Annotated in this window: 24 protein-coding genes; 14 read left to right on the plus strand and 10 right to left on the minus strand. The window is 65.8% G+C overall.

Annotated elements, in window-relative coordinates:
- Positions 1-11: 11 nt before the first annotated feature.
- The 7 genes from C3E77_RS12935 to C3E77_RS12965 form a co-directional block, all read right to left on the minus strand.
- Positions 12-1,079: a glycoside hydrolase family 130 protein gene (locus C3E77_RS12935; protein ID WP_198412149.1), complete on the minus strand. Its 1,068-nt coding sequence runs from the start codon at positions 1,077-1,079 to the stop codon at positions 12-14.
- 2 nt (positions 1,080-1,081) lie between these two features.
- On the minus strand, positions 1,082-1,945 hold the full coding sequence (locus C3E77_RS12940) for a carbohydrate ABC transporter permease (protein WP_198412150.1): 864 nt from the start codon (positions 1,943-1,945) through the stop codon (positions 1,082-1,084).
- A complete protein-coding gene (locus C3E77_RS12945) occupies positions 1,945-2,913 on the minus strand; it encodes a carbohydrate ABC transporter permease (RefSeq protein WP_108392090.1) in 969 nt (322 codons plus the stop codon). The genes C3E77_RS12940 and C3E77_RS12945 overlap by 1 nt, the downstream gene beginning before the upstream one ends.
- 3 nt (positions 2,914-2,916) lie before the next feature.
- A complete protein-coding gene (locus C3E77_RS12950) occupies positions 2,917-4,209 on the minus strand; it encodes an extracellular solute-binding protein (protein ID WP_108392092.1) in 1,293 nt (430 codons plus the stop codon).
- Positions 4,210-4,249: 40 nt separating this feature from the next.
- Entirely contained in the window at positions 4,250-5,269 is a 1,020-nt protein-coding gene (locus tag C3E77_RS12955) for a LacI family DNA-binding transcriptional regulator (protein WP_108392094.1), read from the minus strand.
- A gap of 209 nt (positions 5,270-5,478) precedes the next feature.
- Complete coding sequence (locus C3E77_RS12960) at positions 5,479-6,261, minus strand: SDR family oxidoreductase (protein ID WP_108393351.1); 783 nt, start codon at positions 6,259-6,261, stop codon at positions 5,479-5,481.
- 111 nt (positions 6,262-6,372) lie between these two features.
- On the minus strand, positions 6,373-7,293 hold the full coding sequence (locus C3E77_RS12965) for an AEC family transporter (RefSeq protein ID WP_108392096.1): 921 nt from the start codon (positions 7,291-7,293) through the stop codon (positions 6,373-6,375).
- 100 nt (positions 7,294-7,393) lie between these two features.
- Here C3E77_RS12965 and C3E77_RS12970 point away from each other — a divergent pair, with 100 nt between their 5' ends.
- On the plus strand, positions 7,394-8,212 hold the full coding sequence (locus C3E77_RS12970; RefSeq protein ID WP_108392098.1) for an alpha/beta fold hydrolase: 819 nt from the start codon (positions 7,394-7,396) through the stop codon (positions 8,210-8,212).
- 54 nt (positions 8,213-8,266) lie between these two features.
- Positions 8,267-8,641: a nuclear transport factor 2 family protein gene (locus C3E77_RS12975; RefSeq protein ID WP_198412151.1), complete on the plus strand. Its 375-nt coding sequence runs from the start codon at positions 8,267-8,269 to the stop codon at positions 8,639-8,641.
- A 4-nt stretch (positions 8,642-8,645) separates the two neighbouring features.
- Here the strand turns inward: C3E77_RS12975 and C3E77_RS12980 are convergent, their stop codons facing one another.
- Both C3E77_RS12980 and C3E77_RS12985 read right to left on the minus strand, forming a co-directional pair.
- Entirely contained in the window at positions 8,646-10,037 is a 1,392-nt protein-coding gene (locus tag C3E77_RS12980; protein WP_108392102.1) for a cryptochrome/photolyase family protein, read from the minus strand.
- Positions 10,028-11,023 (minus strand): magnesium and cobalt transport protein CorA, encoded by a 996-nt coding sequence (locus C3E77_RS12985; RefSeq protein ID WP_108392104.1) that lies wholly within the window; start codon positions 11,021-11,023, stop codon positions 10,028-10,030. The genes C3E77_RS12980 and C3E77_RS12985 overlap by 10 nt, the downstream gene beginning before the upstream one ends.
- Positions 11,024-11,200: 177 nt before the next feature.
- On the opposite strand from C3E77_RS12985, the gene C3E77_RS12990 reads away from it, so the two are divergent.
- The 10 genes from C3E77_RS12990 (at position 11,201) to C3E77_RS13035 (ending at position 20,938) form a co-directional block, all read left to right on the plus strand.
- Positions 11,201-12,136: an ABC transporter ATP-binding protein gene (locus tag C3E77_RS12990; protein WP_108392106.1), complete on the plus strand. Its 936-nt coding sequence runs from the start codon at positions 11,201-11,203 to the stop codon at positions 12,134-12,136.
- A 73-nt stretch (positions 12,137-12,209) separates the two neighbouring features.
- Entirely contained in the window at positions 12,210-13,256 is a 1,047-nt protein-coding gene (locus tag C3E77_RS12995) for an aliphatic sulfonate ABC transporter substrate-binding protein (RefSeq protein ID WP_108392108.1), read from the plus strand.
- Positions 13,257-13,327: 71 nt separating this feature from the next.
- A complete protein-coding gene (locus tag C3E77_RS13000; RefSeq protein WP_108392110.1) occupies positions 13,328-14,251 on the plus strand; it encodes an ABC transporter permease in 924 nt (307 codons plus the stop codon).
- 213 nt (positions 14,252-14,464) lie between these two features.
- Entirely contained in the window at positions 14,465-15,499 is a 1,035-nt protein-coding gene (locus C3E77_RS13005; protein WP_108392112.1) for a Glu/Leu/Phe/Val dehydrogenase dimerization domain-containing protein, read from the plus strand.
- Between the two features lie 71 nt (positions 15,500-15,570).
- On the plus strand, positions 15,571-15,912 hold the full coding sequence (locus tag C3E77_RS13010; protein ID WP_108393352.1) for a PadR family transcriptional regulator: 342 nt from the start codon (positions 15,571-15,573) through the stop codon (positions 15,910-15,912).
- A 103-nt stretch (positions 15,913-16,015) separates the two neighbouring features.
- Positions 16,016-16,384, plus strand: coding sequence for a hypothetical protein (locus tag C3E77_RS13015; RefSeq protein ID WP_108392114.1), 369 nt, complete (start codon positions 16,016-16,018; stop codon positions 16,382-16,384).
- A gap of 195 nt (positions 16,385-16,579) precedes the next feature.
- Positions 16,580-17,986 (plus strand): DUF6421 family protein, encoded by a 1,407-nt coding sequence (locus tag C3E77_RS13020; RefSeq protein WP_108392116.1) that lies wholly within the window; start codon positions 16,580-16,582, stop codon positions 17,984-17,986.
- On the plus strand, positions 17,979-18,713 hold the full coding sequence (locus C3E77_RS13025; RefSeq protein WP_234031214.1) for an SDR family NAD(P)-dependent oxidoreductase: 735 nt from the start codon (positions 17,979-17,981) through the stop codon (positions 18,711-18,713). Before C3E77_RS13020 ends, C3E77_RS13025 begins: the two co-directional genes overlap by 8 nt.
- 132 nt (positions 18,714-18,845) lie before the next feature.
- Positions 18,846-20,261, plus strand: coding sequence for a histidine kinase (locus C3E77_RS13030; RefSeq protein WP_108392118.1), 1,416 nt, complete (start codon positions 18,846-18,848; stop codon positions 20,259-20,261).
- Positions 20,258-20,938 (plus strand): response regulator, encoded by a 681-nt coding sequence (locus tag C3E77_RS13035; RefSeq protein WP_108392120.1) that lies wholly within the window; start codon positions 20,258-20,260, stop codon positions 20,936-20,938. Before C3E77_RS13030 ends, C3E77_RS13035 begins: the two co-directional genes overlap by 4 nt.
- 19 nt (positions 20,939-20,957) lie before the next feature.
- Here C3E77_RS13035 and C3E77_RS13040 read toward each other — a convergent pair whose 3' ends face one another.
- Positions 20,958-22,166, minus strand: coding sequence for an MFS transporter (locus tag C3E77_RS13040; RefSeq protein ID WP_232529029.1), 1,209 nt, complete (start codon positions 22,164-22,166; stop codon positions 20,958-20,960).
- 120 nt (positions 22,167-22,286) lie between these two features.
- Here C3E77_RS13040 and C3E77_RS13045 point away from each other — a divergent pair, with 120 nt between their 5' ends.
- A complete protein-coding gene (locus C3E77_RS13045) occupies positions 22,287-23,171 on the plus strand; it encodes an ABC transporter ATP-binding protein (protein WP_108393356.1) in 885 nt (294 codons plus the stop codon).
- Entirely contained in the window at positions 23,168-24,295 is a 1,128-nt protein-coding gene (locus C3E77_RS13050; RefSeq protein ID WP_416046404.1) for an ABC transporter permease, read from the plus strand. Before C3E77_RS13045 ends, C3E77_RS13050 begins: the two co-directional genes overlap by 4 nt.
- Positions 24,296-24,389: the final 94 nt, after the last annotated feature.

Consider the following 24,389-nt stretch of genomic DNA (forward strand, 5'->3'; position numbering starts at 1 on the left):
AGTGGCCGTCATCATACGCTCTCAATCCGTGCGACGCCGATCTTCGAGTCGGCCATCCCGTAGAACACGAACCTCGCGCCGTCGATCTCCTCGATCGCCGTCGGAAATACGACGTTCGGAACGATGCCGGAGCGCTCGTCGTCGGTCTCTGCTTCGAGCAGCGGGAGCGCGGTCCTCGCGGTCACCCGCCACGGTTCCTCCGCGTCGAGAATCATGCCGCCGGTTGCGTAGTTGACGTTCTGTTGCTGGTCGAATGCCCGCGCGAGCACTCCGGTCACGCCGTGGTGCAGCAACAACCAGCCCTCCGGCACCCGGATGGGCGGCGGCCCTCCCCCGATCTTGAGCGCCTCGAACGCGAACTCCGGCGCTGCGAGCAGTCGATGACCGGCCCAGTGCGTGAGAGAACGGATGTCACGTGAAACGTCGTCAGCGTGCACGAAGCTGATCCAGATCGACTGCCGTTCGTCCTCGACGCCGTGCGGCACCCGAATCCCCTGGCCTGGCCTGATCTCGTCGAGGTCCCACATCGGCCGGTGGAGGACAGCGAAGCTCCGGATTCCATCCGGCCCGGTGACCGCCTCGGGGAAAAACACCGTGTCTTTGTTCGGAAACAGGTTGAGGTCGGTGTCGAGCGCGTCGTCGTACTCGAAGTGCACGGGCCCGAGCCTGGTCCAGTCGCGGAGGTCGGGAGATGTCGCGATCGCACTGCGCGGACCGAGCGGACCGTATGCCACATAGGTCATCACGTGCAGACCGAGTTCCTCGATCCAGGTGACCCGCGGATCTTCGACGCCGGCATTGCCGACGCCGCGCTCCCAGCCGCGGTCGGGCGCCAGCACGACCCCTTCCCGGTTCACGCCGACCGGGACCCCGTCCTCGATCACGACCCGCGCAAGACCCACCCGGGAGACGTTGCCTCTCTCCACCATCCTCGGCAGGAGATACAGCTCTCCGTCCGGTCCACGGCCAGACCCCGGATTGAGCACGCCCTCCGCCTCGAGCTCGTTCCCCGGCTCCGGCGTCATGACGACCCCGACCCGGGTGAGCGTGTACGGGAACGAATCAGACCCTGTCGACATGATCACCCTTTCACGCCGGACCCGATGTCCGTCGAGACGAAGTACCGCTGGAAAACGATGAAGAGAACGATCACGGGAGCGGCGAGCACAACGGCACCCGCGAGCATCGCGCCGAAGGGATTCGACGTTGATGACGCGACGTTCGAGATGAAGTTCGCGAGCGACACAGCGAGTGGCTGCAGGCTCGCCTCCTTGGTGATGAGGAACGGCCAGAGGAACTCGTTCCACGGGCCGATGAAGGTCAGCAGAATGACGGTGAGCAGCGCAGGACGGACCAACGGAATCGCCACCTGCCAGAGCAGTCGGAACTCTCCGGCACCGTCCATTCGCGCGGCATCGAACAGTTCATTCGGCACCTGCAGGAAGTACTGGCGGAAGATGATCACCGCTGTCGAGTTGATGGCGAACGGGAGGATCATGCCGAGGTGGGTGTCACCGAGTCCGTAGTCCCTCGCGATCATCACGTAGAGCGGGATCATGAGCAGCTGGAACGGTACGACCTGCACGAGAAGTGCCAGGGCGAAGATGACTCCGCGCCCCCGCCACTCGAGCACGGCAAGGGCGTAGCCGACGAGGAGGCCGAACACCGTTGTGCCAAGCAGAACACCGCCCGTAAAGATGCCTGAGTTGACGAGGCCCGAGAACAGGTTGATTCGCTCGTTGATGTTCGCGTAGTTCTCGACGGTGATGTTCCCCGGGGAGGGGAAGATGCCCCCGAGTGAGGTGTCTGGCGCTGCCTGCAGTGAACCGATCACCATGTAGTAGAACGGGAACAGGAAGAGCACGGCGCCGATGGCGAGCACAATTCCGCGGAGGATCGACTGCCCGCGGCTGAGCTGGCCCGGGATGCGATGTCTCTGAGCCATCACTTGTCGTCCCTTCCACCGGCGTAGCGGTACTGCAGCAGCGCGATCACGAGCACGAAGATCACGAGCACGACGCCGATGGCCGCCGCATAGCCCGGCTTTCCCTGTTGGATTCCCTGCTGGTACATGATGAGCACTGGCGATGCCGATGCTCCGTTGGGTCCACCGCCTCCGGTCAGGAGATACGGCTCGGTGAACAGATTCGCCCCCGTCACCGTTGCGAGGAGGAGCACGAGCACCGTTGCCGATCTGACACCGGGAATCGTCACCGAGAAGAACGATCGAACGGCCCCGGCCCCGTCGGTCGACGCGGATTCGTACAGTTCGTTCGGCACGTTCTGGAGCGCGGCGAGATACAGCAGGATGTAGAAGCCAAGCTGCTTCCACGTGACAAACAACGCGATGGTCGGCATCGCCCAGTACGGGTTGATGAGCCAGGCCGGATCGGGCGCGAGCGGCCCAAGGAGTGTGGACACGAGCCCGTTTCCGTTGAAGAGGAACAGCCAGACTCCCACGACGGCAACACTCGCCGTGACGTACGGAATGTAATACGAGACTCGCAGGAACGCCCGGAAGCGCACGACCTTGTTGAGTGCGGTGGCGAGCACGAGCGACAGCACAACGGTGAGCGGCACATTGATGATGAGGAAAATACCGACGTTGAGGAAGCTCCGCAGCACCCGTGGGTCGGTCAGCGCAGTGACGTAGTTTTCAATTCCGGTGAACGGCCGGTCGACGACCGCGCCCGGCGCCGAGAAGAAGTAATCGTGCACCGAAATGTAGCCGGCAAAGATAAGCGGGTATGCGAAGACCAGCAGCACGAAGATCAGGTACGGCGCGCTGAAGAGCGCACCGAGCGGATGCTTGCCGAAGACGCGTTGCCGGACCGGTAGTTTTCCGGATGCCTTCCCTGACGTTCTCCGGGGGCTGCGAACCCCCGGAGAACGGCCGAGCGTATCGCTCGACATGGGTTACCCCTCACTCGCGAGGGCGTTGACCTTCTCGGCAGCATCGTTGAGGGCATCCTCAAGGTCGCCGTCACCCGAGATGACGGCCTTCGTGTACGCATCGCGGAAGTCCTGCAGCATCTCGACGGTGTTCGGACCAGCCGGGACTTCGATCGTTCGGCCGGCCTGGTCACCGAACGTTGTGTATGCCGGGTTCGCCTCGAAGTAATCAGCGAAGGTTTCGGGAAGGTCGGAGCGCATGGGCATCTGGCCCGTCAGCTCGAGCAGTTGCCCGTCCTGTTCCTCGCTCGTCGCGAACTTCAGCACCTCCCACGCCGTTGCCTGGTTCTCGCACGCCGAGTAGAGGCCGACGTTCTTGGCGTCGCTGAAGGTGTACGTCTCTTCGGCCGGGGTACCGTCCTGGGTCGGAACCGGGACGGCGCCCCAGTTCACGTCCTCACCGTAAACGGCGACCGCCCACGGTCCGACGATGGCCATGGCCGACTGGCCACTGGCGAAGGCGTCCCCCTGGATCTGTTCCTTACCGGCAAGGCCCTCGTCGTAAATCGTCTTCCAGAACGTCGCAACATCGACCCCTTCTTCGTCCGCGAATGTTGCCTCACCGTCTTCGACCAGGCCGGTACCGCCGGTCTCGGCCGCGTACAGCGGCATGAAGTCGAACTGGGCCTGGAAGAATTCGCTGGTCGGCGCAGGGTGGATCGCGAACGGTGCCGCTCCTGACTGCACGAGAGTCCTCGACGTGGCGAGGAAGTCGTCGTAGGTCGACAGGGCGGGGTTCTCCGGATCGAGTCCGGCGGCGGCGAACATGTCCTTGTTGTAGAAGATCATCACGGGGTTCGACTTCCACGGCATCTGGAAGTACCCGCCCTCCGGTGACGAGTACTGGTCGGCCGCCTCGCCCGAACGCTCCTCGATGTACGACGCCCCGTCATCGAAGGTGGTGAGGTCGACGAGCCCGCCCTGCTTCTGGAACTGGCCGACCGCAGACGGGGCCGTGTTGAAGACGAGGCACGGAGCAGTCCCCGCCGTGATCGCGGCGCCAATGACCTCCTCGCTCGACTTTCCAGCGGGAATTTCCTGGCCCTTGATCTGTTCATCGGGGTGGTCGGCGTTCCAGGCCTCGACCATGGCTTTGCCCCAGGCCACTTCCTGTTCGTTGTTGGAATACCAGATGGTGATGTCGCCCGTCGAGGTGAGGGCATCTGACGTGTTCCCTCCCCCTCCTGAGCAGGCGGTGAGCGCGAAGATGGTGACCGCGACTGTGGCGGTTGCCGTCATGAGAGTGCGTCGGTGCACGAGAGTTCTCCTTATTTAGGCGCGGCGAGCGAGCCGCACATTACTGTGGTGGCGCGGTGGATCGTCTGACCAGGAGCGTCGCCGGGGCGAGCGTCACGTTCGACGCTGCTCCGGTCGCTACCTGGTCGAGCAATGTCCTGGCGGCAACGCGGCCCCATTCGACAGGGTCGCTCGTAATCGTCGTCAGTGCGGGAAAGACAAAGGCGGAAATGTCGCTGCCGTCAAACCCGGTGATGGAAAGGTCGCCGGGCACGTCGAGTCCTCGTTGTTGGGCCACTCCGAGTCCGGCGATGGCCATGGGGTCGTTGGCGTAGACGATCGCGGTCGGCGGGTCATCCGCGTTGAGCAGCCGACGCGTGGCATCCGCCCCCTGCCCGACGGAGAAATCGGTCTCGATGACCTGTGAATCGTCGAGTCCGGCCTGGCTCATGGCGGCGCTGAACGATTCTCGTCGCCGACCGCCGTGGATCATCGACTGGTCTCCGGCCACGTGGGCGATGCGACGGTGACCGAGCGATACGAGGTGCGAGACCGCGGCCCGGATGCCTGACGTGTCGTCCAGCTCGACGAAGGGAAACAGTACGGTGCTCGCCGGGTGGCCGAGTGCGACGGCGGGGAGCCCGAGTTCTTCGAGGAGCCCAAACCGTTTGTCATCGTGGCGGAGGTCGGTGAGGAACACTCCGTCGACGCGGTTATCGGCCGCGAGGGTGCGGTACGCAGTGAGTTCAGCCGCCTCATCGGGAACCACGCTGAGCACGAGCGCCCTGCCCTCATCGGAAAGCACTGATTCGACACCGGCGATGAAGGACGGAAAGAAGGGGTCTGCGCCGATCACCTCGGCGGCGCGACGGATGACGAGGCCGAGTGCAAAAGACGTGCGGGTGGAGAGCGACCGCGCTGTCACGCTGGGGCGCCAGCCCAGGTCATCAGCCACGGCGAGGATGCGATCGCGGGTGCCTGCGGCGACGCCTGGCCTGTCGTTGAGGGCGAACGAGACGAGGCCCTTGCTGACTCCGGCCGCGCTGGCCACGTCAGCGATGGTGGGCTTTCGAGTGCTCATCGTGCCTCCGCGGTGAGGTGGATGACCGGCGTCAGGGGAAACGGATTTCACACCTGAACCGGTTTAGAACCCTCACGGTAGACCCGATCATGACCCCCGTCAAGGGAACAGCCGCCAAGCCGCCAGAGCAGGTCAGTTCGATCGAGCGCTCTGCTCCAGGCGTCCTGAGGCAGGACACCTGGAGCAGGCACAAACCATCGCTCAAGCGGCTACCAGGTGGAGTCCCCGCGGATCACTGCGTCGGAACCGCCATCGATGAAGATAACCTGCCCGCAGAGGTGGCCGTTCTCCTCGCTTGACAGCCAGGCGAGGAGTTGGGCGACGGACTCGGGTCCGAAGAACCCGTTGAGCGGCATCGGAACCATCCCGGCCAGTTGGGTGCGGGCCTCCTCGGTGCCTGTCAGGGATGCGGTCATCGGTGTGAGGACGACCCCGGGTGCAACAGCGTTGAGCGGGATGTTCGCGCCCGCCCAGTCCGCCGTCGGCGCCTGGCGGCGGACCCAGCGCGAGAGCGCTTGCTTGCTCGAGCCGTAGATGAGGTTTCCCTGCTCCGGCGACCCTGCAGCCAGCTCAGCCGCACGAGCAAGTGCTGCCTCCTCGTTTCCATCGAGGAACGCGTCCAGCAGTGCGTCGTCGTGTGGCATGAGTGACGCCATTGAGGTCACGGCCACCGCCCGCGGAGAATCCGACTTCGCGAGCAACGGCCGAAGCCCCTCAAGCGTGGCGACAGCGCCGAAGTAATTGACCGCGGCGGTCGCCACGGTGGGAGAAGAAAGCCCGGCCACCGCGAGCACCGCGTCGATCCTGCCGTCGCTCAGTCGTTCGACCTCGCTCACGAGCGTCTGGCGGCCCTGAAGGGTCGTCAGGTCGACATTCACATCGCTCCCGGCGATGTCAGCGCCGATGACCCGAGCACCCCTGGCCTCGAGCAACTCCTTCGTCGCCTTCCCGATTCCGCTTGCTGCTCCGGTGATGACATAGGTTCGTTCCACGAGGATCTCCATTGGTCGATTGAGCTGGATCCAGCTCTGCTCGGCCAGCATGGCAGGGTTGGGGCGGCAAGGACTGCAACGTCGCCAGACCGCTCCCTGTATTGGGGGCACCTAGGTCAGGAGCAGGGACGCAATCAGCAGCACACCGACCGAACCAACCGTGGTGAGGAGCACGGTGTCACGGGCGAGGATAAGGCCGCGGGAATAGCGCTGCGCATAGTTGAAGACGTTCTGCGCGGACGGCAGGCTGGCAAGAACCACGACCGCGAACAGTTCGTGGCCTGTCATTCCGAAGCCGTATCGCCCGATGAGCCACGCGGCCACCGGCATGATCGCGAGCTTGATCGTCGTCGCGAGCAGGACATCCCGCCTGCCGGAGCCCGGCTCGAGGACTCGCGTCCCTGACAGCGACATCCCGAAGCTGATGAGCATGATCGGCAGCGCCGCGGCACCGATGAGGCGGAACGGCTCGAGCACCGGGTCAGGGAGTTCGACGCGAGTGAGCGAGACCACGAGTCCGAGAAGGGACCCGATGATGATGGGATTGCGGAACGGCTGGGTGAGAATGCGGCCGACGGATGCCTTCCCTCCGGTTCCGATGTCCAGCAGGGTAAGCGCGATGGGCGTGAAGATCAACAGCTGAAGGAGCACGACGGGCGCCGAGTATGTGGCGTCACCGAGAACGTATACCGAAACGGGAATGCCTATGTTGTTGGCGTTGACGTAGCCGGCCGCAAGAGCACCGATTGTCGCCTCCGGCAGTGCCCGCCGCCAGAGCAGGGCAGCGACCGCGATGAAAATCCCGAACGCCGTGAGCGCAGCGAGGAGTGAAACGACAAGAAGGGGAGAGAAAAGTCGGCTCACCTCTGCCTCGGCAAGAACCGTGAACAAGAGGCACGGTGAGAGCACAAAGAAAATCGCACGCGCCAGCACCGGTTGCCCGTGCGGGCCGAGCAGTTTGATGCGCCCGACGACATACCCAACGGCGATGATCACGCCGATTACGAGAAACCCCGTCAGGACCCCAGACATTCGTCCATTGTGTCAGCAGCAACGGCATCCGGTTGCCGATGCCTGCTGCCCCTGTCCCACGCCCCTAGCCCCCGAACACCGGCGTCGGTAGTGTCAGAGCATGCCCCACCTGGATGTGCCGGGAGCCCGGCTGTACTACGAGACCGATGGTCACGCGTCGGACGAGCCGCTGCTCCTCATCCACGCGGGGATCGCGACTCTTCGCATGTGGGACCCCATCATCGGCATGCTCGCGTCCGACCACTACGTGATCCGATACGACACGCGAGGCTTCGGCGCAACGACCTGCGGCCCTGACCCCTACTCGGACAGGGACGATGCCAGGGCGTGCCTCGATCACCTCGGCGTTTTGCGAGCGACGGTCGTCGGCGCATCGCGCGGCGGCCGTATCGGGCTCGATGTTGCGGTCGAGACACCCGATCGGGTCGCCGGGATCGTCACCATTGGATCGGGTCCAAGTGGATTCCCCGAGGTGGAACTCACCGACGCCGAGGAGGAACTCTGTACCCAGCTGGACCGGGCGTCGGAGGCGGACGATCATGCCCGGATTGCCGACCTCGAGGTTCGCCTCTGGTCGATCGGTCCACTTCGGAACGAAGAGGACCTCGATGCCGACTTCGTGCGGACCGCTTACGAACTCAACCGGCTGAACGTCCGTCACCAGACGGCCACTGTGGGCGCGGCCATCGACCTGGAGCCGCCGGCATACGATCGGGTGGTCGATCTCGAGATTCCTGCCCTGGTCACCGTCGGTGAGTTCGACATCACACCTGCTCTCGTCCAGTTCGAGTACCTCGCCGCGACGATCCCGCACGCGACCCGCCACGTCTTCACTGACGCTGCCCACCTGCCGAGCGTCGAGCATCCGCGGCAGTTTCTTGAGGTGCTGAAACCGTGGCTGAGTGAGCACGGGTTGTGATCCATGGTGGCGGAACCCAGCTCCTCGACGTCCTCTTCGACGCCGGCGCACACGGTGAGCGAGTTGCTCACCGTCGCGCGCCACTGGGCCGATGCGATCGTTGCCAACGACGCGGCGCGAATTCGCGAGTTCGTGACCGAGGATTGGGCGATCGTCTCGGCATCGGGAATTTCCCCCGGCTCACGGCTGCTCGACCTCGTCGCGTCCGGTGATCTGAGCCACACCGCCATGACGACAGTCGGTGACACCCGGGTCCGCGTCTTCGGAAACACGGCGGTACTCACCGCTCGCATCACCAACACCGCCGTCTACCGCGGTGCGGTAACGGACGCAGACGAGTGGACCACCGACGTGTTCGTCCGTCGGGGCGACCGCTGGGTGTGCGCGCTCACGCACTACACAGCGACGGCTCTGCCCGGCCCCGAGTGAGCCCTCAGGCCGGCTGGCCCGATCTTTTCACGACGTCGTAGGCAGCGAGCGCTGCCCTTCTCGTCACCGCGAGGTCGACGATCGGCTCCGGATAGGCATCAGTTCCCCACTCCGGAACGTTCTGCCGGACGTACTCGCCGTGCGGATCGAATTTCTTCGCCTGCAACTCAGGGTTGAAGATGCGGAAATACGGAGCAGCATCCGCCCCCCAACCGGCCACCCATTGCCAGTTGAACGCGTTGGCAGCCTGATCGGCGTCGACGAGGGTGTCCCAGAACCAGCGCTCACCCTCGCGCCAGTCGATCAGGAGGTTCTTGGTGAGAAACGACGCGACGACCATGCGGATGCGGTTATGCATGCTGCCGGTTCGCCAGAGTTCACGCATGCCGGCGTCGACGATCGGGATTCCCGTTGTCCCGCGCTGCCACGCCGACAGCGCATCGCCGTCGAGCGGCGGCCAGGGAAACGCGTCGAATTCACGACGCCAGTTCGTCGTCGCCAGATCCGGAGCGGCAAAAAGCACGTGGTAGCAGAACTCCCGCCAGCCGAGCTCGGTGAGAAAGCGGGAGGCACTCGCCGCCTCACGAGCTGGGGCGCCACGGCGAGCCAGGTCGGTGGCAGCCCAGACCCGGTGCGGGCTGATCTCGCCCCAGCGCAGGTGCGGGGACAGCCGCGAGGTGGCCTGTTGGACTGGGAGGTCTCGTTCCTCGTCGTATGCGGCCAGGTTGTGAGCGAGGAACTCGTCGAGGAGACGATGAGCGGATGCTTCACCCGGCTGCCACGCCTCCCGGAGTCCGGCCGCCCAGTCGGGTCGCGTCGGCTCGAGGCGCCATTCGCCGAGGAGGTCGGTGGGCACGTCGCCGTCCCAGCCATCCAGCGTCTCCGGCTCGTCGATGGGCGCCCGCGGTGGCGGGCCCCCGAGGCATGCCCGCCAGAACGGGGTGAAGACCGAGTACGGCGTTCCCGACCCGGTCGTGATTGTCCACGGCTCGAAGAGCAGTGAAGCGGCGAAACTGGCGACCTCGAGGCCGCCCTCTCGAAGTCCGGTTTTCAGCGCTGAATCCACGGCGCGTTCCGCCGCCCCGTAGCGCCGGTTCCAGAACACCGCCCCGGCACCGGTCTCCTGCGCCAGCCGCGGAATCTCCGTCCCCGCCGCTCCCCGGCGGAGCACGAGCCGCACGCCCAGGCCGGAGAGCGACGCCGAGAGCGATTGGAGGCTCGAGTGCAGCCACCAGCGCGCGGCACCGCCGAGCGGACGGATCCCCGGCGACGATTCGTCGAGAAGGTACACAGCGACGACGGGCCGACCCGAGTCAGCTGCGGCCGTGAGTGCCGGGTTGTCGTCGATCCGGAGGTCATCACGGAACCAGACCAGAGCCGGTGCTGTTACAGCCATTTGTTCTTCTTGAAGATGATGTAGAGCGCGACAGCACCGCCGAACATGAGCAGCAGGGAGAACGGGTATCCCCACTCCCAGCCCAGCTCAGGCATGTACTCGAAGTTCATCCCGTAGATCGAGGCAACGAGCGACGGTGCGAAGAAGATCGCCGCCCAGCTGGAGATGCGCTTGACCTGCTCGCTCTGCGCAAAGCTCGCCTCGTTCTGTCGTTGACCGACGAGCGCGGTGTTCACCATGAGCGCGTTCTGGAGGAGCGCGCGGAAGGCGTCTGCACGCTCGACGACCCTGAGCACGTGATCGTGAACATCGCGGAGGTAACGCCGCAGTTCGACCGGAACGCCGTACTTGTCAGCTCCTTCGCCGAGCGCTTCGAAGATCCCGACGAGCGGCTGGGTGGCCCGCTGGAACTCGATCACCTCACGACTGAGCGCATAGATCCGCTGGGATGATTCCTGCCCCTCGGTGAAGAGAGCGTCCTGGATCTCATCGATGTCATTCTCGAGGCCGGCGATGACCGGGGCGTACCCGTCAACGATCTCGTCGATCACCGCGTACAACACGGATTCCGGACCCATCCCGAGCAGTTCGGGATCGCCCTCGAGCCGCCTGCGGATCGCCGCGATATCCGGTGTCTCCGCGTGACGGATGGTGATCGCGAAGTCCGATCCGACCACCACGTGCACCTCTCCGAACTCGACGCGCTCGTCGGCATCGACGTATCGGGCCGCCTTGAAGACCGCAAACAGCGTGTCGCCGTATCGCTCGATCTTGGGTCGCTGGTGTCCGGAGAGGGTGTCTTCGATCATCAGGTCGTGCAGGTCGAACTCGGCCCCGACCGACTGGATCTCTTCCTTGTCCGGCCGGTACAGGCCGATCCACGCCATACCGCCCTTTTCGTGGAGAACCTCGTAGGTCGCGTCGAGGCTCGGGGGGCTGGCCACCCGGTTGCCCCTGAGATACACGGCGTTGTCGACGACGACCATTTCCAGTTCCTTTGTTTCAGCCCGGTGTTGCAGGGGGGTAGTGCAGTCAGTGGTGCAGCGGGGTTGTTGCAGAGAGTGGTGCGGGGAGTGTTACGGAGTGTTTCGGTGCACCTGCTCTCACCCGGACCTTGTCAGTACCGTGTGAGAACCCGATCACTCGCTCTGAGGAGCAACCGTATGTCATCTTCCCAAGGGAACGCCGGTCAGCCCGGGGCCTTGCGCGCCGTGTCGGAGTCCGCAACGCGGCCGGTGGCGCGGCCGGCAGCCGTCGGGTCGGATGCCGTGGGGTCGGATGCCGCGTTCGGTGTATCGATTCGGAGCATCGGTCGGGACTTCCCCGGCGAACGCGGGGCAACCCGCCACGTCCTTCGCGACATCACCATCGAGGTAAGAGCCGGCGAAGTTCTCGCCATTCTGGGCACGAGCGGCTGCGGAAAGTCCACCCTGCTGCGCCTCGCCGGCGGCCTCGACTCCGCAACGGCGGGGTCGATCCTCATCGACGGCTCCCCCGTTACCCCGTTCGATGCCCGCACCGCGGTCGGATTTCAGGAGCCGCGGCTTTTGCCGTGGCGGAGTGTCACCCAGAACGTCGCACTCGGCCTTCCACGAGGCACCCCGAAGGCCGAAGGTGATGCGCGCGTTGCAACCCTCATCGACCTCGTCGGCCTCGGTGCGTTTGCGGGCAACCGGCCGCGAGAAATCTCCGGCGGAATGGCGCAGCGCACCTCTCTTGCCCGAGCCCTCGCCCGCAACCCCGGCGTACTGCTGCTCGACGAACCGTTCGGCGCCCTCGACGCCCTGACCCGCCTGAAGATGCAGGATCTCCTGCTCGACGTGCACGCCGCCGCACCGACGACGGTGCTCCTCGTTACGCACGACGTCGACGAGGCGCTTCAACTCGCCGACCGGATCATCCTGCTCGGCCGCGAGGACGGCCTCGAGGGATCGACGATCATCCAGGAGATCGTCGTTCCCGGTCGGCGCCCGCGTGACCGCGGATCGGCCGAGCTCGCCGAGTTGCGCGGCCGGCTCCTCGCCGGTCTCGGCATCGACCGCCACGGCGAGGCCCGCGGCGTCGAGAAGACAACGGCGATGCCGGCCTTCCCGTACTGAGTACTCACCAGCCCGCTCGCCAGCACTACTGCACACAGCACGTACAGCACCTCTTTCAGCAAAGGACCTGACCATGAACCGCAAGCGCTTCTCCCTCGCGACACTCGTCGCGGGCGCTGCCACCGCAGCGCTGCTCCTGACCGGCTGCGTCGCCGGCGAAGGCCAGACGGCATCCCCCGCCACAGAAGACAGCGACTCGGCGACCCTGACAGAGGGCGGAACCCTCAACATCGACTTCGCGACCTACAACCCACTCTCCCTGATCATCAAGGAGAAGGGCTGGCTTGAGGATGCCCTCGCCGATCAGGACGTCACGGTCAACTGGGTACAGTCCGCCGGGTCCAACAAGGCCAACGAGGCGCTCAGGGCCAATGCGATCGACGTCGGGTCGACCGCCGGTTCGGCCGCACTGCTTGCCCGGTCGAACGGTTCGCCGATCCAGGTCATCGACCTCTTCTCCCAGCCCGAGTGGGCGGCCCTCGTCGTCGGGCCCGATTCGACGATCACGGATGTCGCAGAGCTCAAGGGTAAGAAGATCGCAGCGACGAAGGGCACCGACCCCTACTTCTTCCTGCTTCAGGCACTCGAGGAAGCCGGGCTCACCCCCGAGGACGTCACCATCGAGAACCTTCAGCACGCCGACGGCTGGGCTGCGCTGCAGAACGGCTCGGTCGACGCGTGGAGCGGCCTCGACCCCATCATGGCCAACGCCGAAGAGGCGGGCGCCAAGCTCATCTACCGCAACGTCGACTTCAACACCTACGGCTTCCTCAACGCCACGGAGACCTTCATCGAGGAGAAGCCCGACCTCGCCCAGGCCGTTGTCAACGCCTACGAGCACGCTCGCGAATGGGCCGCCGAGAACGAGGAAGAAGCAGCCGAGATCCTCGCGGAGATCGCCGGGCTCGACATCGCGGTTGCCACGAAGGTGATCACCGAACGCTCCAACCTCGACGTCGACCCGGTCCCGGGAGACGCGCAGATCGACGTGCTCTCGATCGTCGGCCCCATCTTCGTCGAGACGGGCGACGTCCTCGACGAGAAGGACGTCGACGACGCACTCGACACCATCATTAACGACGAATTCATCACCCAGGCCGACCCCGACGCGATCGGCTAGTCCACGCGGGAGGGGGCCGGCATCCGTTCCCCTCCCGTCCCTTTTCGCAGGATTCCCAGGCAGGACCTCTCATGAGCAACACCGACAAGCTGACAACGAGTGACGAGGTGCGTACTAGCGTCGCGTCGTCTTCAGGCATGTCGGCGCAGCCCGTTGCGGTGAGGGCCAGGCCCGCCGCTGCCGCTCGCACCGAGGCATCCGCTCGCCGGGAAGATTCGGCTCGCGGGCGCGTGCCGCTGACCCGCCGCACCTGGTTCGTGATCGTCGGTGGCTCGCTGCTGCCTCTCCTGTTGCTCGCCGTCTGGCAGCTGGTGACGTCGCTCGGCCTCGTCAGCGCATCGCAACTGCCGTCGCCCTCGTCGGTCTGGCTCGCGAGCATCGACCTGCTGCAGCGCGGTTTGCTCGGCCAGTACGTGGCAATTTCCACACAGCGCGTGCTCATCGGCTTCACCATCGGCGCTGTCCTTGGTCTCGTCCTCGGCGCATTCGTCGGACTGTCGCGGCTCGTCGACATCCTCGTCGCACCCACCCTCGGCGCAATCCGGGCAGTGCCGTCGCTCGCGTGGATTCCGCTGCTCATTCTCTGGCTCAAAATCGGCGAGGGGTCGAAGATCACGCTCATCGCGATCGGCGCGTTCTTCCCGGTCTACACGACCGTCTCTGCTGCGCTTCGCCACGTCGACCGGCAGCTCGTCGAAGCCGGTCGTGCGTTCGGCTACAACGGTGCCCGACTGTTCACGACCGTGCAGTTGCCCGCCGTTCTCCCCTCTGTCGTCTCGGGGCTTCGGCTCGCCCTCGCCCAGTCCTGGCTGTTCCTCGTCGCTGCTGAATTGATCGCGTCGTCGATGGGCCTGGGCTTCCTGCTCATCGACTCGCAGAACAACGGGAGGATCGACCGCATTCTCCTGGCGATCGTGCTGCTCGCGGTGCTCGGCAAGGTCACTGACTCCCTCGTTGGGCTCTTCGAACGCTGGGTGAACAAGCGCTGGAGCTAGCTTCTCCGCTGTGCTGCGCCGCTGTGCTGCGCCGCTGTGTTTTGTCGGTGCACTGAGTCGCTGTGCTGCGCCGGTGTGGCGTGATCGTTGTGGGCACTTGTCAGGGGTCAGCCTGGCTGGTGTGATTGACGCAACACGACGTTCAGCGCTACCCGCGCTGAGAGTCGTTGCCCTGACCCGGGCGAACCACATCACCCACAAGGAGATCCGACAATGACGTCATTTCACGCCGACGCGTCCCTCGACGCGCTGCACGCAGCATCCATTGACCACGAGACCGTACTGGACCACGAGACGGTACTGATCACCCGCGGACAACGATCCGGGCTCACGATCAGCGTCGCCGTCCACTCCAGCCGGCTCGGGCCAGCACTCGGCGGCGCTCGCGTGTGGCACTACCCCACCTGGCGCGACGCCGTCGAAGATTCCCTCCGCCTCTCGCGGGGCATGACCCTCAAGAACGCCGCAGCGGGGCTGAATCGCGGTGGTGGCAAATCCGTCGTGTTCGTTCCGGACGGTGAGACTCTCGACGCCGAGCGCAAACGACTCGCGATGCTCGACCTCGGCGATGCGGTTGAGCGCCTCGGCGGTCGCTATCAAACGGCAGAGGATGTCGGCACGAACGCGGCCGATATGGCGATCGTCGCCGAGCGCACCAGCCATGTCTCAGGGCTGCTCGCCGGCAGGCACGCGACGATCTCGGGGCTCGGTCAGGTGGGATCGCGACTCGCCCGCCGGTTGAGCGACGAGGGTATGTCGCTCATCGTCACCGACGTGAACCCGGCGCGGCGCGCGTTCGCCGAGGAGATTTCCGCGAGCTGGATCGACCCGGGCGACGAGCACCTCTTCGAAACCGATGTGTTCGTTCCGTGCGGGGTCGGCGGTGCACTGACGGCGGAGGTCATCTCGGAACTGCGCTGCGCGGCCGTCGTCGGTGCGGCGAACAACCAGCTCGCTGACCAGAGCGGTGGGGAACAACTCGCCGACCGCGGCATCCTCTGGGCACCCGACTTCATCGTCAACGCGGGCGGCGTGATCTACCTCGACATGGCGTCTCGGCCCGGCGCGGACCTGACCGCCATCCTCGCCCGCGTCGACGACATCGGGCTCACCCTTTCGGCGGTGTACCGGGATGCCGCCGCGCGGTCGGTCACCACGCTGGCGGCCGCTGAGAAGCTCGCGGCAGACCGGCTGGATGCCGCTGTGCCGTGGACAGCGAGCCACGGGCAGGTCCTGCAGTCGGTGTAGTTCGCCGCCGGGTGGGGTGACGACACCGTGATGGGTTGCTTGCATTGCACGGTACCGGTAGCATGCAGTGCATGGAACCTTCCCCCGAATCGGTCTTGACGCAACTCCGTAAAGGCACAGTGGACTACTGCGTGCTCGCCTGCCTGCGGTCAGGGGCTGCGTACGGGCTGGAGATCGCCGAGCGTCTCGGAGAGAGGAAAGTCCTGTTCGCCAGCGGGGGCACTCTCTATCCACTGCTTTCGCGACTGCGGCAGCAGGGCTGGGTAACCACGACGCTGCAGCCATCACCGGTCGGACCGCCCCGCCGCTACTACCACCTGACCGATGAAGGCGAGAGGGCCCTGACGGTCTTTACCGAGACCTGGGACCTGTTCGCCGCGGATGTCACCACCACGATCAAGGAGACAGCATGACCACCACCGAACCGATGCCGGCACTCCTGGAGGCATACTTCGCCGATCTCGATCGAGCACTCATCGGGGTGATGCCCGTGAGCGCGCTGAGACGGTCCAGGCGATGCGCGAGCATGCGGCCGAGTTGCTCAGCCGGCATGGAGCCTCGGAGGAGACCGCTGAACGCGTCATCGGCGATTTCGGGCCCGTCGAGCGGGTGGCCGCCTCCGCCACTCCCGCACCCGCCGCTCCAGCCCCGGCCACTCCCGCACCAGCGGCGCGTCCCTGGTCAGACATCTGGCTGTTCGTCGGCTCGATCACAAGCCTCATCTTCTTCGTGTTCCCGTTCGTCGCCATCGCGATGCTCGTCTGGGCAATCGTGCGGTTGAGGCAGAACACCGGGGACAGGTCGCTCCAGAGGGTGGCCCTGTGGGTATCCGTTGTGTCGACTGCGCTCTCGGTGGGGCTGTTCATCAGCCACCTCATCCACTGACGTCAGGGCGAGGTGCCGTGAGCGTCAACCGCCCGCAGCCCGGGTGGCTGAGATCGCTGCAGCCGGGCCCGGCGCAGTTAATCTGCGCACCGCCGGGAGTCTGCGCAGCCAAACCTCGCGATAGTCAAAGAAACGCTCCCGGTCCCCCGGATACGCTCGATGCACACCGTTTGCAACGACGCCGGGAGGGTTGTTATGTCTGAATTTCACGCACAAGTGATTGTTGGCGAGCCCGAGGTCGTCGAAGACCGCGACCTCGCTACCTCCCCTGCCTGGCTCCGCCTCAAGAACGCGGCCATCGGCATCCGCCCGCTTCAGCTGAAAGACGGGTCGATTCCGGATGCCAACGCCTCGGCCCGCGAATGCGTCACGACGATCGTCGACGCGGTGCGCGAGCTGGCGCCGGCGTTCCCCTGGGACGCCGAGTACCTCGACGCCGTCATCGTCGACCTCGAGCGCTGGGCGGCCGGGAACTTCGGTGTGCCCGACTTCTACGATTCGCTGACGGCGTTCCAGCCGCAGCAGCACCGCGCCGATGGCCGCAGGCACCTCGTGCTGTTTCCGATGTACACCCAGAACGGGTCGGCCGACCGGCTGATCGAGGCGGTGCTGGTCGAGGTCGTGTGGCCGGAGTTCGTCGCCGAACTCGAGGCGGGCGACTACTCGAACACGCTGTTCGTGCCGATCCGGTTTCTCGACTTCACCCCCGGCTACGACACCAACTCGGCCGTCCTGTTTCCCGAGACCGTCGCGATGCGCGCGATTCCGACGTTTACCTGGGGCGCAATTTTCGCCGACCGGGAGGCCGCGCGCTTTCGCCGGGTGGTGAAAGCCGCCGCCGAAATCACCAAACTCGAGCTGCCCGCCGACGCACAGGCGCTGCTCGAAAACCAGGAGCTCGCCGAAGAGACGTTCGTGATGTGGGACCTCATCCACGACCGCACCCACATGCGCGGCGACCTGCCGTTCGACCCGTTCATGATCAAGCAGCGGATGCCGTTCTTTTTGTATTCGCTCGAGGAACTGCGCTGCGACCTCACCGCGTTCCGCGAGTCGGTGAGGCTCGAACGCACCCTGTCGGCGCAGAACCCGGCGGAGCTCACCGAAGCGGAAACCGAAATCCTCGCCCACGCGAAGCTCGTGCAGTACGCGGTGATCTTCGACCGGATCTTCCGCTTCGCGCTCACCGGCAGCCGGGTGCGCAATTACGACGGCCTCGGCGGCCAGCTGCTGTTCGCGTGGCTGCACCAGCACCACGTGCTGCACTGGACAGACACCGCGCTCACGATCGACTGGGCCGAGGTGCCCGACGTCGTCGTCGCGCTCGGCACCGCGATCGACGAGCTCTACTGGCGCTCGATCGACAGGCCCAAGGTCGCCCACTGGCTCGCCGCATACGAGCTCGTCTCGAGCACGGTCGAACCGCACCCAGCATCGGCGTGGGCTCGTGGGCTTCCCGACGATGTCCTCACGGGACTTCCCAGGGGCTACACCGACCTGGTGAGAGACGACGAGTTCCCGCTCAGCATGTTCTACGAAGCGCTCTCGAAAAAGATGGGTGACGTCATCGCGTCGACGGCGGGGATCACGGGTCGTGGCTGAGCGGGAAGTGACGGGCTCCGAAACAGCCCGTCGTGGCGTCGCTGGCCGCGCTGTCTCTGGCCGCCGGGTGCTCGTTGCCGGTGCGACCAGCGCGGCGGGCATCGCCGTCTGCCGCGACCTCCAGGCGGCGGGTGCCCTGGTGATCGCCGTCGGCTCCAATCAGGACCGGCTCGACAGGCTCATCGATCAGGTTCCGGATGCCGTCGGCCACGTCGCCGACCTCACCCGCTTCGACGAGGTGGCGGCGTTGGCCGATCGCGTGCACGACGGCTCTGCCCCGAGCACCGGCGGGCCGATCGACGGGCTCATCCATCTCGTCGGCGGCTGGCGGGGCGGGGGCGGGCTCTCGGGACAGAGCGACGAGGACTGGGACTTCCTGCACTCCCGCATCGTCACCACGCTCCGCAACACCACCCGGGTGTTCGTCGACGACCTGCGCGCGTCGGATGCGGGGCGGCTCGCGATCGTCTCGAGTACGACGCTCGACCGCCCGATGCCGGGCGGCGCGAACTACGCCGCCGCGAAGGCCGCGGCAGAAACGTGGGTGCGCGCTGTCGCAAACGGGTTCGAGAAATCCGCGCCGACGGCATCCGCCACGATCTTCGTCGTTCAGGCGCTCGACGGGCTCGAAGCCTCACTTGCGACGGCGGTCACCGGCCTCTGGGACGCCGAGCGGCCGTCGATGTCGCGGGTTCCGCTCCACGGGGGGGCAACATCGGCCCAATAAAGGAGTACGTCCCTTCTCCGTCACAGGACGGATCGTCTCCGTCGCGGGACGGATCGTCTCCGTCGCGGGACGGATCGTCTCCGTCGCGGGACGGATGCCGGAACCCCGCCGGATCGCTAGCGTGAGAGTGTGATGTCCACTCAAGTCCCTCTCGTCGACCCCAACGATCCGTCGTGGCGCCGTCCCGCGGTGACGCGGAGCCAGTTGCGCACCGACGCGGTGCTCGCCGTCGTGCTCTTTGTGGGCACTCTCTTCAGCCTCATGCTCTATCGCGTCGCCGGTCTCTACGACAAACCCGCTGAAATGTGGGTGTGCCTGATCTGGGCCGTGCTCATCACGCTGCCGCTCGCGCTTCGCCGGCGGTTCCCGAACACGGTAGCGATCGTCGTATCTGGCGCGTTCATCGGCGGTGGAGAGCTGCAGGTCCCTGAGCTGCTCATGTGCAACATCACGCTGTTCATGGCGCTTTATGCCGTCGGTGCGTGGGTCGACAACCGCCGAACGGCGCTGGTCGTCCGCGCCGTCATCATCGCGGCGATGCTGGGCTGGCTGGTGATCGCCATGCTCCGAACGACAACGGATCCGGATGCCCTCGACGGTTTCTCGCGGGTGGGCGCCTTCTCCCCACTGGTCGCGTACCTGATGATCCAGATCCTCACGAACCTGCTCTACTTCGGTGGCGCCTATTACTTCGGCGACCGCTCATACGCGTCGGCGAAACAGAAGGCGCTGCTCGAGTACCGCACAGCCGAACTGGAGAGGGAGCGCGAGCGCACCGAACAGCAGGCCGTGGCGCTCGAACGCGTCCGCATCGCGAGAGAGCTGCACGACGTTGTCGCCCATCACGTGTCGGTGATGGGAGTGCAGGCCGGCGCTGCCCGAACGGTGCTCGAGTCGAATCCCGCGATGGCTCGCGACGCCCTGGCGAATGTGGAACTCGGCGCCCGCACGGCGATCGATGAGCTGCACAAGCTATTGCACACGCTGAGGGAGTCGGAGCCAGCGGATGGCCGCGCATCGACGAGTGCATCGACACTCGGTCTTGAGTCCCTGTCCGCGCTTGTCAGAGACTCGACGGCATCCGGGTTGCCCACCACCCTCGACGTCATCGGAGAGCGTCTGGACGTGCCTGGCCTCGTTCAGTTCAGCCTCTACCGCATCGCACAGGAGGCCCTCACGAACGCGCGGAAGCACGCCGGTCCGACGGCGACGGCCGACGTTCGAGTGCGCTATCTCCCCGACAGCGTCGAGCTCGAGGTCGGGAACACCGGCAACGTGCCCTCACGTCCGCAGCCGGGAGGCCTTGGGCTGATCGGCATGCGTGAGCGCATCGACGCGATCGGGGGCACGCTCGAGACCGGCCCGCGCGCACGCGGCGGGTACCTCGTTCGCGCTCGGGTGCCGGTGCCCGGTAAGCGGACCGGTGAGCGGACCGGTGTTCCTGCCGACGCAGCGTCCCCCGATGGCGCTGACAACACGCATGTGCCAGCCGCACACGACGACGCCCAGCGCAACGCGCAGCACAATGCACGGGAGACGACACGATGACGACGGCAACCCGGGTTCTCCTCGCCGACGACCACGAGATGGTGCGGGCAGGCTTTCGCATCATCCTCGGCTCCCAGCCCGATCTCGAGATCGTCGGAGAGGCGGCAACAGGCGCTGACGCACTCGCCCTGGCCCGCGAACTCAACCCGGACGTCGTGTGCATGGACGTACAAATGCCGGGGATGGACGGCCTGGAGGCGACGCGCCAGATCACCGCTGACGGGGCGCTGGCGTCCGCGGTTCTCATCCTCACCACCTTCGACCGTGATGACTACCTGTTCGAGGCGCTGTCCGCAGGAGCGAGCGGGTTTCTGCTGAAGAACTCCACTCCTGAGCAGCTCATCGACGCCGTTCGCGTCGTCGCCGCTGGCGACGCCCTGCTCTCCCCCGCCGTGACCAGGCGTGTCATCGAACGGTTCGGAGCGCCAGGCGAAACGGATGCCGGCACCGCGGCTGCTCCGCCGTCCGCTCTCGAGAGCCTGACCGATCGCGAAGCGGAGGTGCTCCAGCTCGTCGCGCAGGGCCTCTCGAACGCCGAGATCGCGCGCGACCTTTTCGTCGGAGAGGCGACCGTGAAGTCACACGTGTCGAAGGTGCTGCAGAAGCTCGGCTTGCGCGACAGGATTCAGGCTGTGGTCTGGGCGTACGAAAATCGCGTGACGGTGCCGGGATCCTGATCAGCATGGTTGCCGGAACTCACTCGCTGGTCCGAAGCTCGCGCGGCATTTTCACCGCGAACGCCGACGAGGCCAGGAGGAACACCGCCGCAACGCCGAAAGCCAGCGGGAACGAGGCGGTGTCGACCAGCCAGCCAGCGACGAGCGGGCCGACGATCGCCCCGAAATCGCTAGCCATGGAGAACGTGGCAACGGGGCGGCCGCCCTTCGCGCCGGCTGTTGCATCACCGAGCGCAGCGGCAGGTGCCGTGCCCATGAACGCTGCGGCGACGCCGTAGACCGCCAGCAGGACTGTCAGCACCACGATGTTCGGCGCGAACGCGATGCCGAGCACAGTGACAGCGGCGACCGCATACGCACCGATGATCGCCGGCTTGCGTCCGACGGTGTCGACGAACTTTCCGGCGGGAGCGAGAGCGAGCGTCTGCGCGACGGCGGCAATCGCGAACGCGATTCCTGTCCACGCCGGTTCGCCGTGGAGGACATCGACCACCAGGAGCGGGACGAGGGCGCTCCGAACACCGAGCGACGTCCATCCGTTGGCGAAGTTCGCAACAACGGCAACGCGGAACCGCGTGTCCCTGAGCACAACCCGGAACGGCACGACGTCGACCGGCGCATTTGGGCCGACGTCCCGCGTCCTCGGTCGCAGCAGGATGACACCGACGAGGCCAGCGACGGCGAGGGTGCCGGCGTAGAAGAAGAACGGTGCTGTGAGTGAGATCGCCGCGAGCACACCGCCGACGGCAGGCCCCGCCATTCCGCCGATGAGGAACCCGCCCTGGTAGAAGCCGACGGCACGACCGCGCAGTGTCGACGGCGTTGACCCGAGCAGCAGTGTCATCGCCGACACCGTGAACATCGCCGAACCGATGCCGCCGGCACCGCGCAACAGCAGAACCTCGACGTAGCTCGAGGCGATTCCCACCAGACCGCTCGATAGGGCGACGATACCGATGCCCACCGCGAGCACCACACGTTCACCCCACCAGTCGATGAGCCGGGCGCAGAACGGACTCGTGACGAACCGCAGCAGCGCGAACGCGGAGACAACAGCACCGACCTCGACGTAGCCGACTCCGAAACTCGCCACATAGACGGGCAGCACCGGTACAACGACACCGAAGCCGACCATGACGAAAAAGGCAACGACACCGAGCACGAGAACATCGCGCGGCAACCGCGGCCGGTCAGAACGTCGGCGACCGATCAGCGGGAGTTGTGGCACCACACCAGCGTATGCCAGCGAGATCCCCCGCAAGACGGAGACAAAAGACTCGTCGTCAGGCGGATGCCGGGCCCCACCGCCCAGCCGTATCGTGAAATCACACTCAGAGGAAGGCTCGCGATGCTCGAGATTCGAGATGTCAACAAGACGTATGGAACGAGGCAGGTGCTCACCGACGTCAACTTCGACGTCGCACCCGGCCGGATGACCGGCTTCGTCGGCGGCAACGGTGCAGGCAAGACAACGACGATGCGCATCATTCTTGGCGTGCTGAACACCAACACAGGCACAGTGACCCTCGACGGTCACCGCCTCACTCCCGAGGACCGCCGGCGGTTCGGGTACATGCCGGAAGAACGCGGCCTCTACCCGAAGATGAAGGTCGAGGAACAACTCGTCTACCTCGCCAGGCTGCACGGCTACACGACCGAAGCCGCGCGGCGCAACGCCGGCGACCTGATCGAGCGCCTCGGCCTCGGCGAACGCCGCAACGACGCCGTCGAGAGCCTCTCGCTCGGAAACCAGCAGCGCGCCCAGATCGCCGCTGCCCTCGTGCACGACCCCGAAGTGCTCATCCTCGACGAGCCGTTCTCCGGGCTCGACCCCCTCGCGGTCGACGTCGTCGTCGGTGTGCTCAAGGACCGGGCGCTGTCCGGCGCCCCCGTGCTTTTCTCCTCGCACCAGCTCGACATCGTCGAACGGCTCTGCGACGACCTCGTCATCATCGCCGGCGGCACGATCCGGGCCAACGGGTCTCGTGAGGCGCTTCGGGCCGAACACTCGAGGCTCAGGTACGAACTGATCACCAGCGGGGATGCCGGCTGGTTGCGTGAGGCTCCTGGGATCACCGTCGTCGACTTCGACGGCGGGTTCGCTCTCTTCGACGCCGACAGCGAAGCTGCAGCGCAAGACGTACTCCGCACAGCGGTGAGCCGCGGCGACGTCGCGACGTTCGCTCCCCAACGCCCGACCCTCGCCGAGATCTTCAAGGAGGTCATCAAGTGACGACAACAGCCCACACCCAGGACCCGGCCCAGCGCACCCGCCCAGCCGCACCGAGTGCCTTACAGGCCACCTGGCTTGTTGCGGAGCGTGAGATCACCATGCGCCTCCGCAGCAAGGCATTCCTCGTCTCGACGGGGCTGCTCCTCCTCCTCGTCCTCGCATCCATCGTGATCGGAGGATTCGCCGCCAAGAACACGAGCGACACCCCCGTCGCTGTGGTCGGCACCGCGTCAGACGCCGTCGCCGGGGCATCCGGCCTCGACATCACGGAGGCGTCGAGCGTCGAGGAGGCACAGGAGCTGGTGAAGGACGGATCCGTCGAGGCGGCAATCGTCCCCGATTCATCAACGCAGCTCGGCATCGCCGTCATCGCCAACACCGACGTTCCGAGCGGCCTGCTCGCCCAGCTGAGCGTGTCACCACCGGTGCAGCTGCTGGACGAGAACGCAACCAACCCGTTCATCGTCTACCTCGTCGCCCTGGGCTTCGGACTCGTCTTCCTGATGTCTGCGATGACCTTCGGCTCGACCATCGCGCAGAACGTCGTGGAAGAGAAGCAGACCAGGGTCGTCGAGATACTGATGTCGGCGATCCCCGTGCAGGCGCTCATGGCCGGCAAGGTGCTCGGTAACTCGATCCTCGCGTTCGGGCAGATAGCGGTGATCGCGGCACTCTCGATCATCGGACTGACCATCACGGGCCAGGCCGACCTCCTCACCGGACTCGGTGCCCCGATCGTGTGGTTCGTGGTCTTCTTCGCCATCGGCTTCGTGCTGCTGGCATCGTTGTTCGCCGCGACGGGGTCGATGGTCTCCCGCCAGGAGGACATCGGCTCGACGACAACGCCGGTGACCATGCTCGTGATGATCCCGTACTTCCTCGTCATCTTCTTCTACGACAACCCCACGGTGCTCGCCGTCATGTCGTACGTGCCGTTCTCGGCTCCGGTGGGAATGCCCCTGCGGTTGTTCGTCGGTACCGCCGCTTGGTGGGAGCCGCTCCTGTCGCTCGCGATCCTCCTCGTGTCGACGGTCGGCGTGATCTGGCTCGGATCCCGGATCTACCAGAACTCGCTGCTCAAGATGGGTGCCCGGGTGAAGTGGGCGGACGCCCTCAAGAGCTGACCCGGCAGCACCCGACCCGGCAGCATCCGATCGCCCCTGCGACTGTCTCACTGACACGTCGGCAGGGGCGGTCGTGCGTGTGCCCCACAAACCG

It is taken from the genome of Mycetocola zhujimingii (assembly GCF_003065425.1).
Taxonomy (GTDB): domain Bacteria; phylum Actinomycetota; class Actinomycetes; order Actinomycetales; family Microbacteriaceae; genus Mycetocola_A; species Mycetocola_A zhujimingii.

What these genes read in the sequence shown, in the direction of transcription:
- C3E77_RS12945 (WP_108392090.1), bottom strand. Translation starts at nt 2,913, where the DNA reads ATGTCGAGCGATACGCTCGGCCGTTCTCCGGGGGTTCGCAGCCCCCGG.
- C3E77_RS12935 (WP_198412149.1), bottom strand. Translation starts at nt 1,079, where the DNA reads ATGTCGACAGGGTCTGATTCGTTCCCGTACACGCTCACCCGGGTCGGG.
- C3E77_RS12965 (WP_108392096.1), bottom strand. Translation starts at nt 7,293, where the DNA reads ATGTCTGGGGTCCTGACGGGGTTTCTCGTAATCGGCGTGATCATCGCC.
- C3E77_RS13005 (WP_108392112.1), top strand. Translation starts at nt 14,465, where the DNA reads ATGACGTCATTTCACGCCGACGCGTCCCTCGACGCGCTGCACGCAGCA.
- C3E77_RS13015 (WP_108392114.1), top strand. Translation starts at nt 16,016, where the DNA reads ATGCGCGAGCATGCGGCCGAGTTGCTCAGCCGGCATGGAGCCTCGGAG.
- C3E77_RS13030 (WP_108392118.1), top strand. Translation starts at nt 18,846, where the DNA reads ATGTCCACTCAAGTCCCTCTCGTCGACCCCAACGATCCGTCGTGGCGC.
- C3E77_RS12970 (WP_108392098.1), top strand. Translation starts at nt 7,394, where the DNA reads ATGCCCCACCTGGATGTGCCGGGAGCCCGGCTGTACTACGAGACCGAT.
- C3E77_RS13000 (WP_108392110.1), top strand. Translation starts at nt 13,328, where the DNA reads ATGAGCAACACCGACAAGCTGACAACGAGTGACGAGGTGCGTACTAGC.
- C3E77_RS12980 (WP_108392102.1), bottom strand. Translation starts at nt 10,037, where the DNA reads ATGGCTGTAACAGCACCGGCTCTGGTCTGGTTCCGTGATGACCTCCGG.
- C3E77_RS12995 (WP_108392108.1), top strand. Translation starts at nt 12,210, where the DNA reads ATGAACCGCAAGCGCTTCTCCCTCGCGACACTCGTCGCGGGCGCTGCC.
- C3E77_RS12955 (WP_108392094.1), bottom strand. Translation starts at nt 5,269, where the DNA reads ATGAGCACTCGAAAGCCCACCATCGCTGACGTGGCCAGCGCGGCCGGA.
- C3E77_RS12940 (WP_198412150.1), bottom strand. Translation starts at nt 1,945, where the DNA reads ATGGCTCAGAGACATCGCATCCCGGGCCAGCTCAGCCGCGGGCAGTCG.
- C3E77_RS13035 (WP_108392120.1), top strand. Translation starts at nt 20,258, where the DNA reads ATGACGACGGCAACCCGGGTTCTCCTCGCCGACGACCACGAGATGGTG.
- C3E77_RS12985 (WP_108392104.1), bottom strand. Translation starts at nt 11,023, where the DNA reads ATGGTCGTCGTCGACAACGCCGTGTATCTCAGGGGCAACCGGGTGGCC.
- C3E77_RS13045 (WP_108393356.1), top strand. Translation starts at nt 22,287, where the DNA reads ATGCTCGAGATTCGAGATGTCAACAAGACGTATGGAACGAGGCAGGTG.
- C3E77_RS12990 (WP_108392106.1), top strand. Translation starts at nt 11,201, where the DNA reads ATGTCATCTTCCCAAGGGAACGCCGGTCAGCCCGGGGCCTTGCGCGCC.
- C3E77_RS13010 (WP_108393352.1), top strand. Translation starts at nt 15,571, where the DNA reads ATGGAACCTTCCCCCGAATCGGTCTTGACGCAACTCCGTAAAGGCACA.
- C3E77_RS13020 (WP_108392116.1), top strand. Translation starts at nt 16,580, where the DNA reads ATGTCTGAATTTCACGCACAAGTGATTGTTGGCGAGCCCGAGGTCGTC.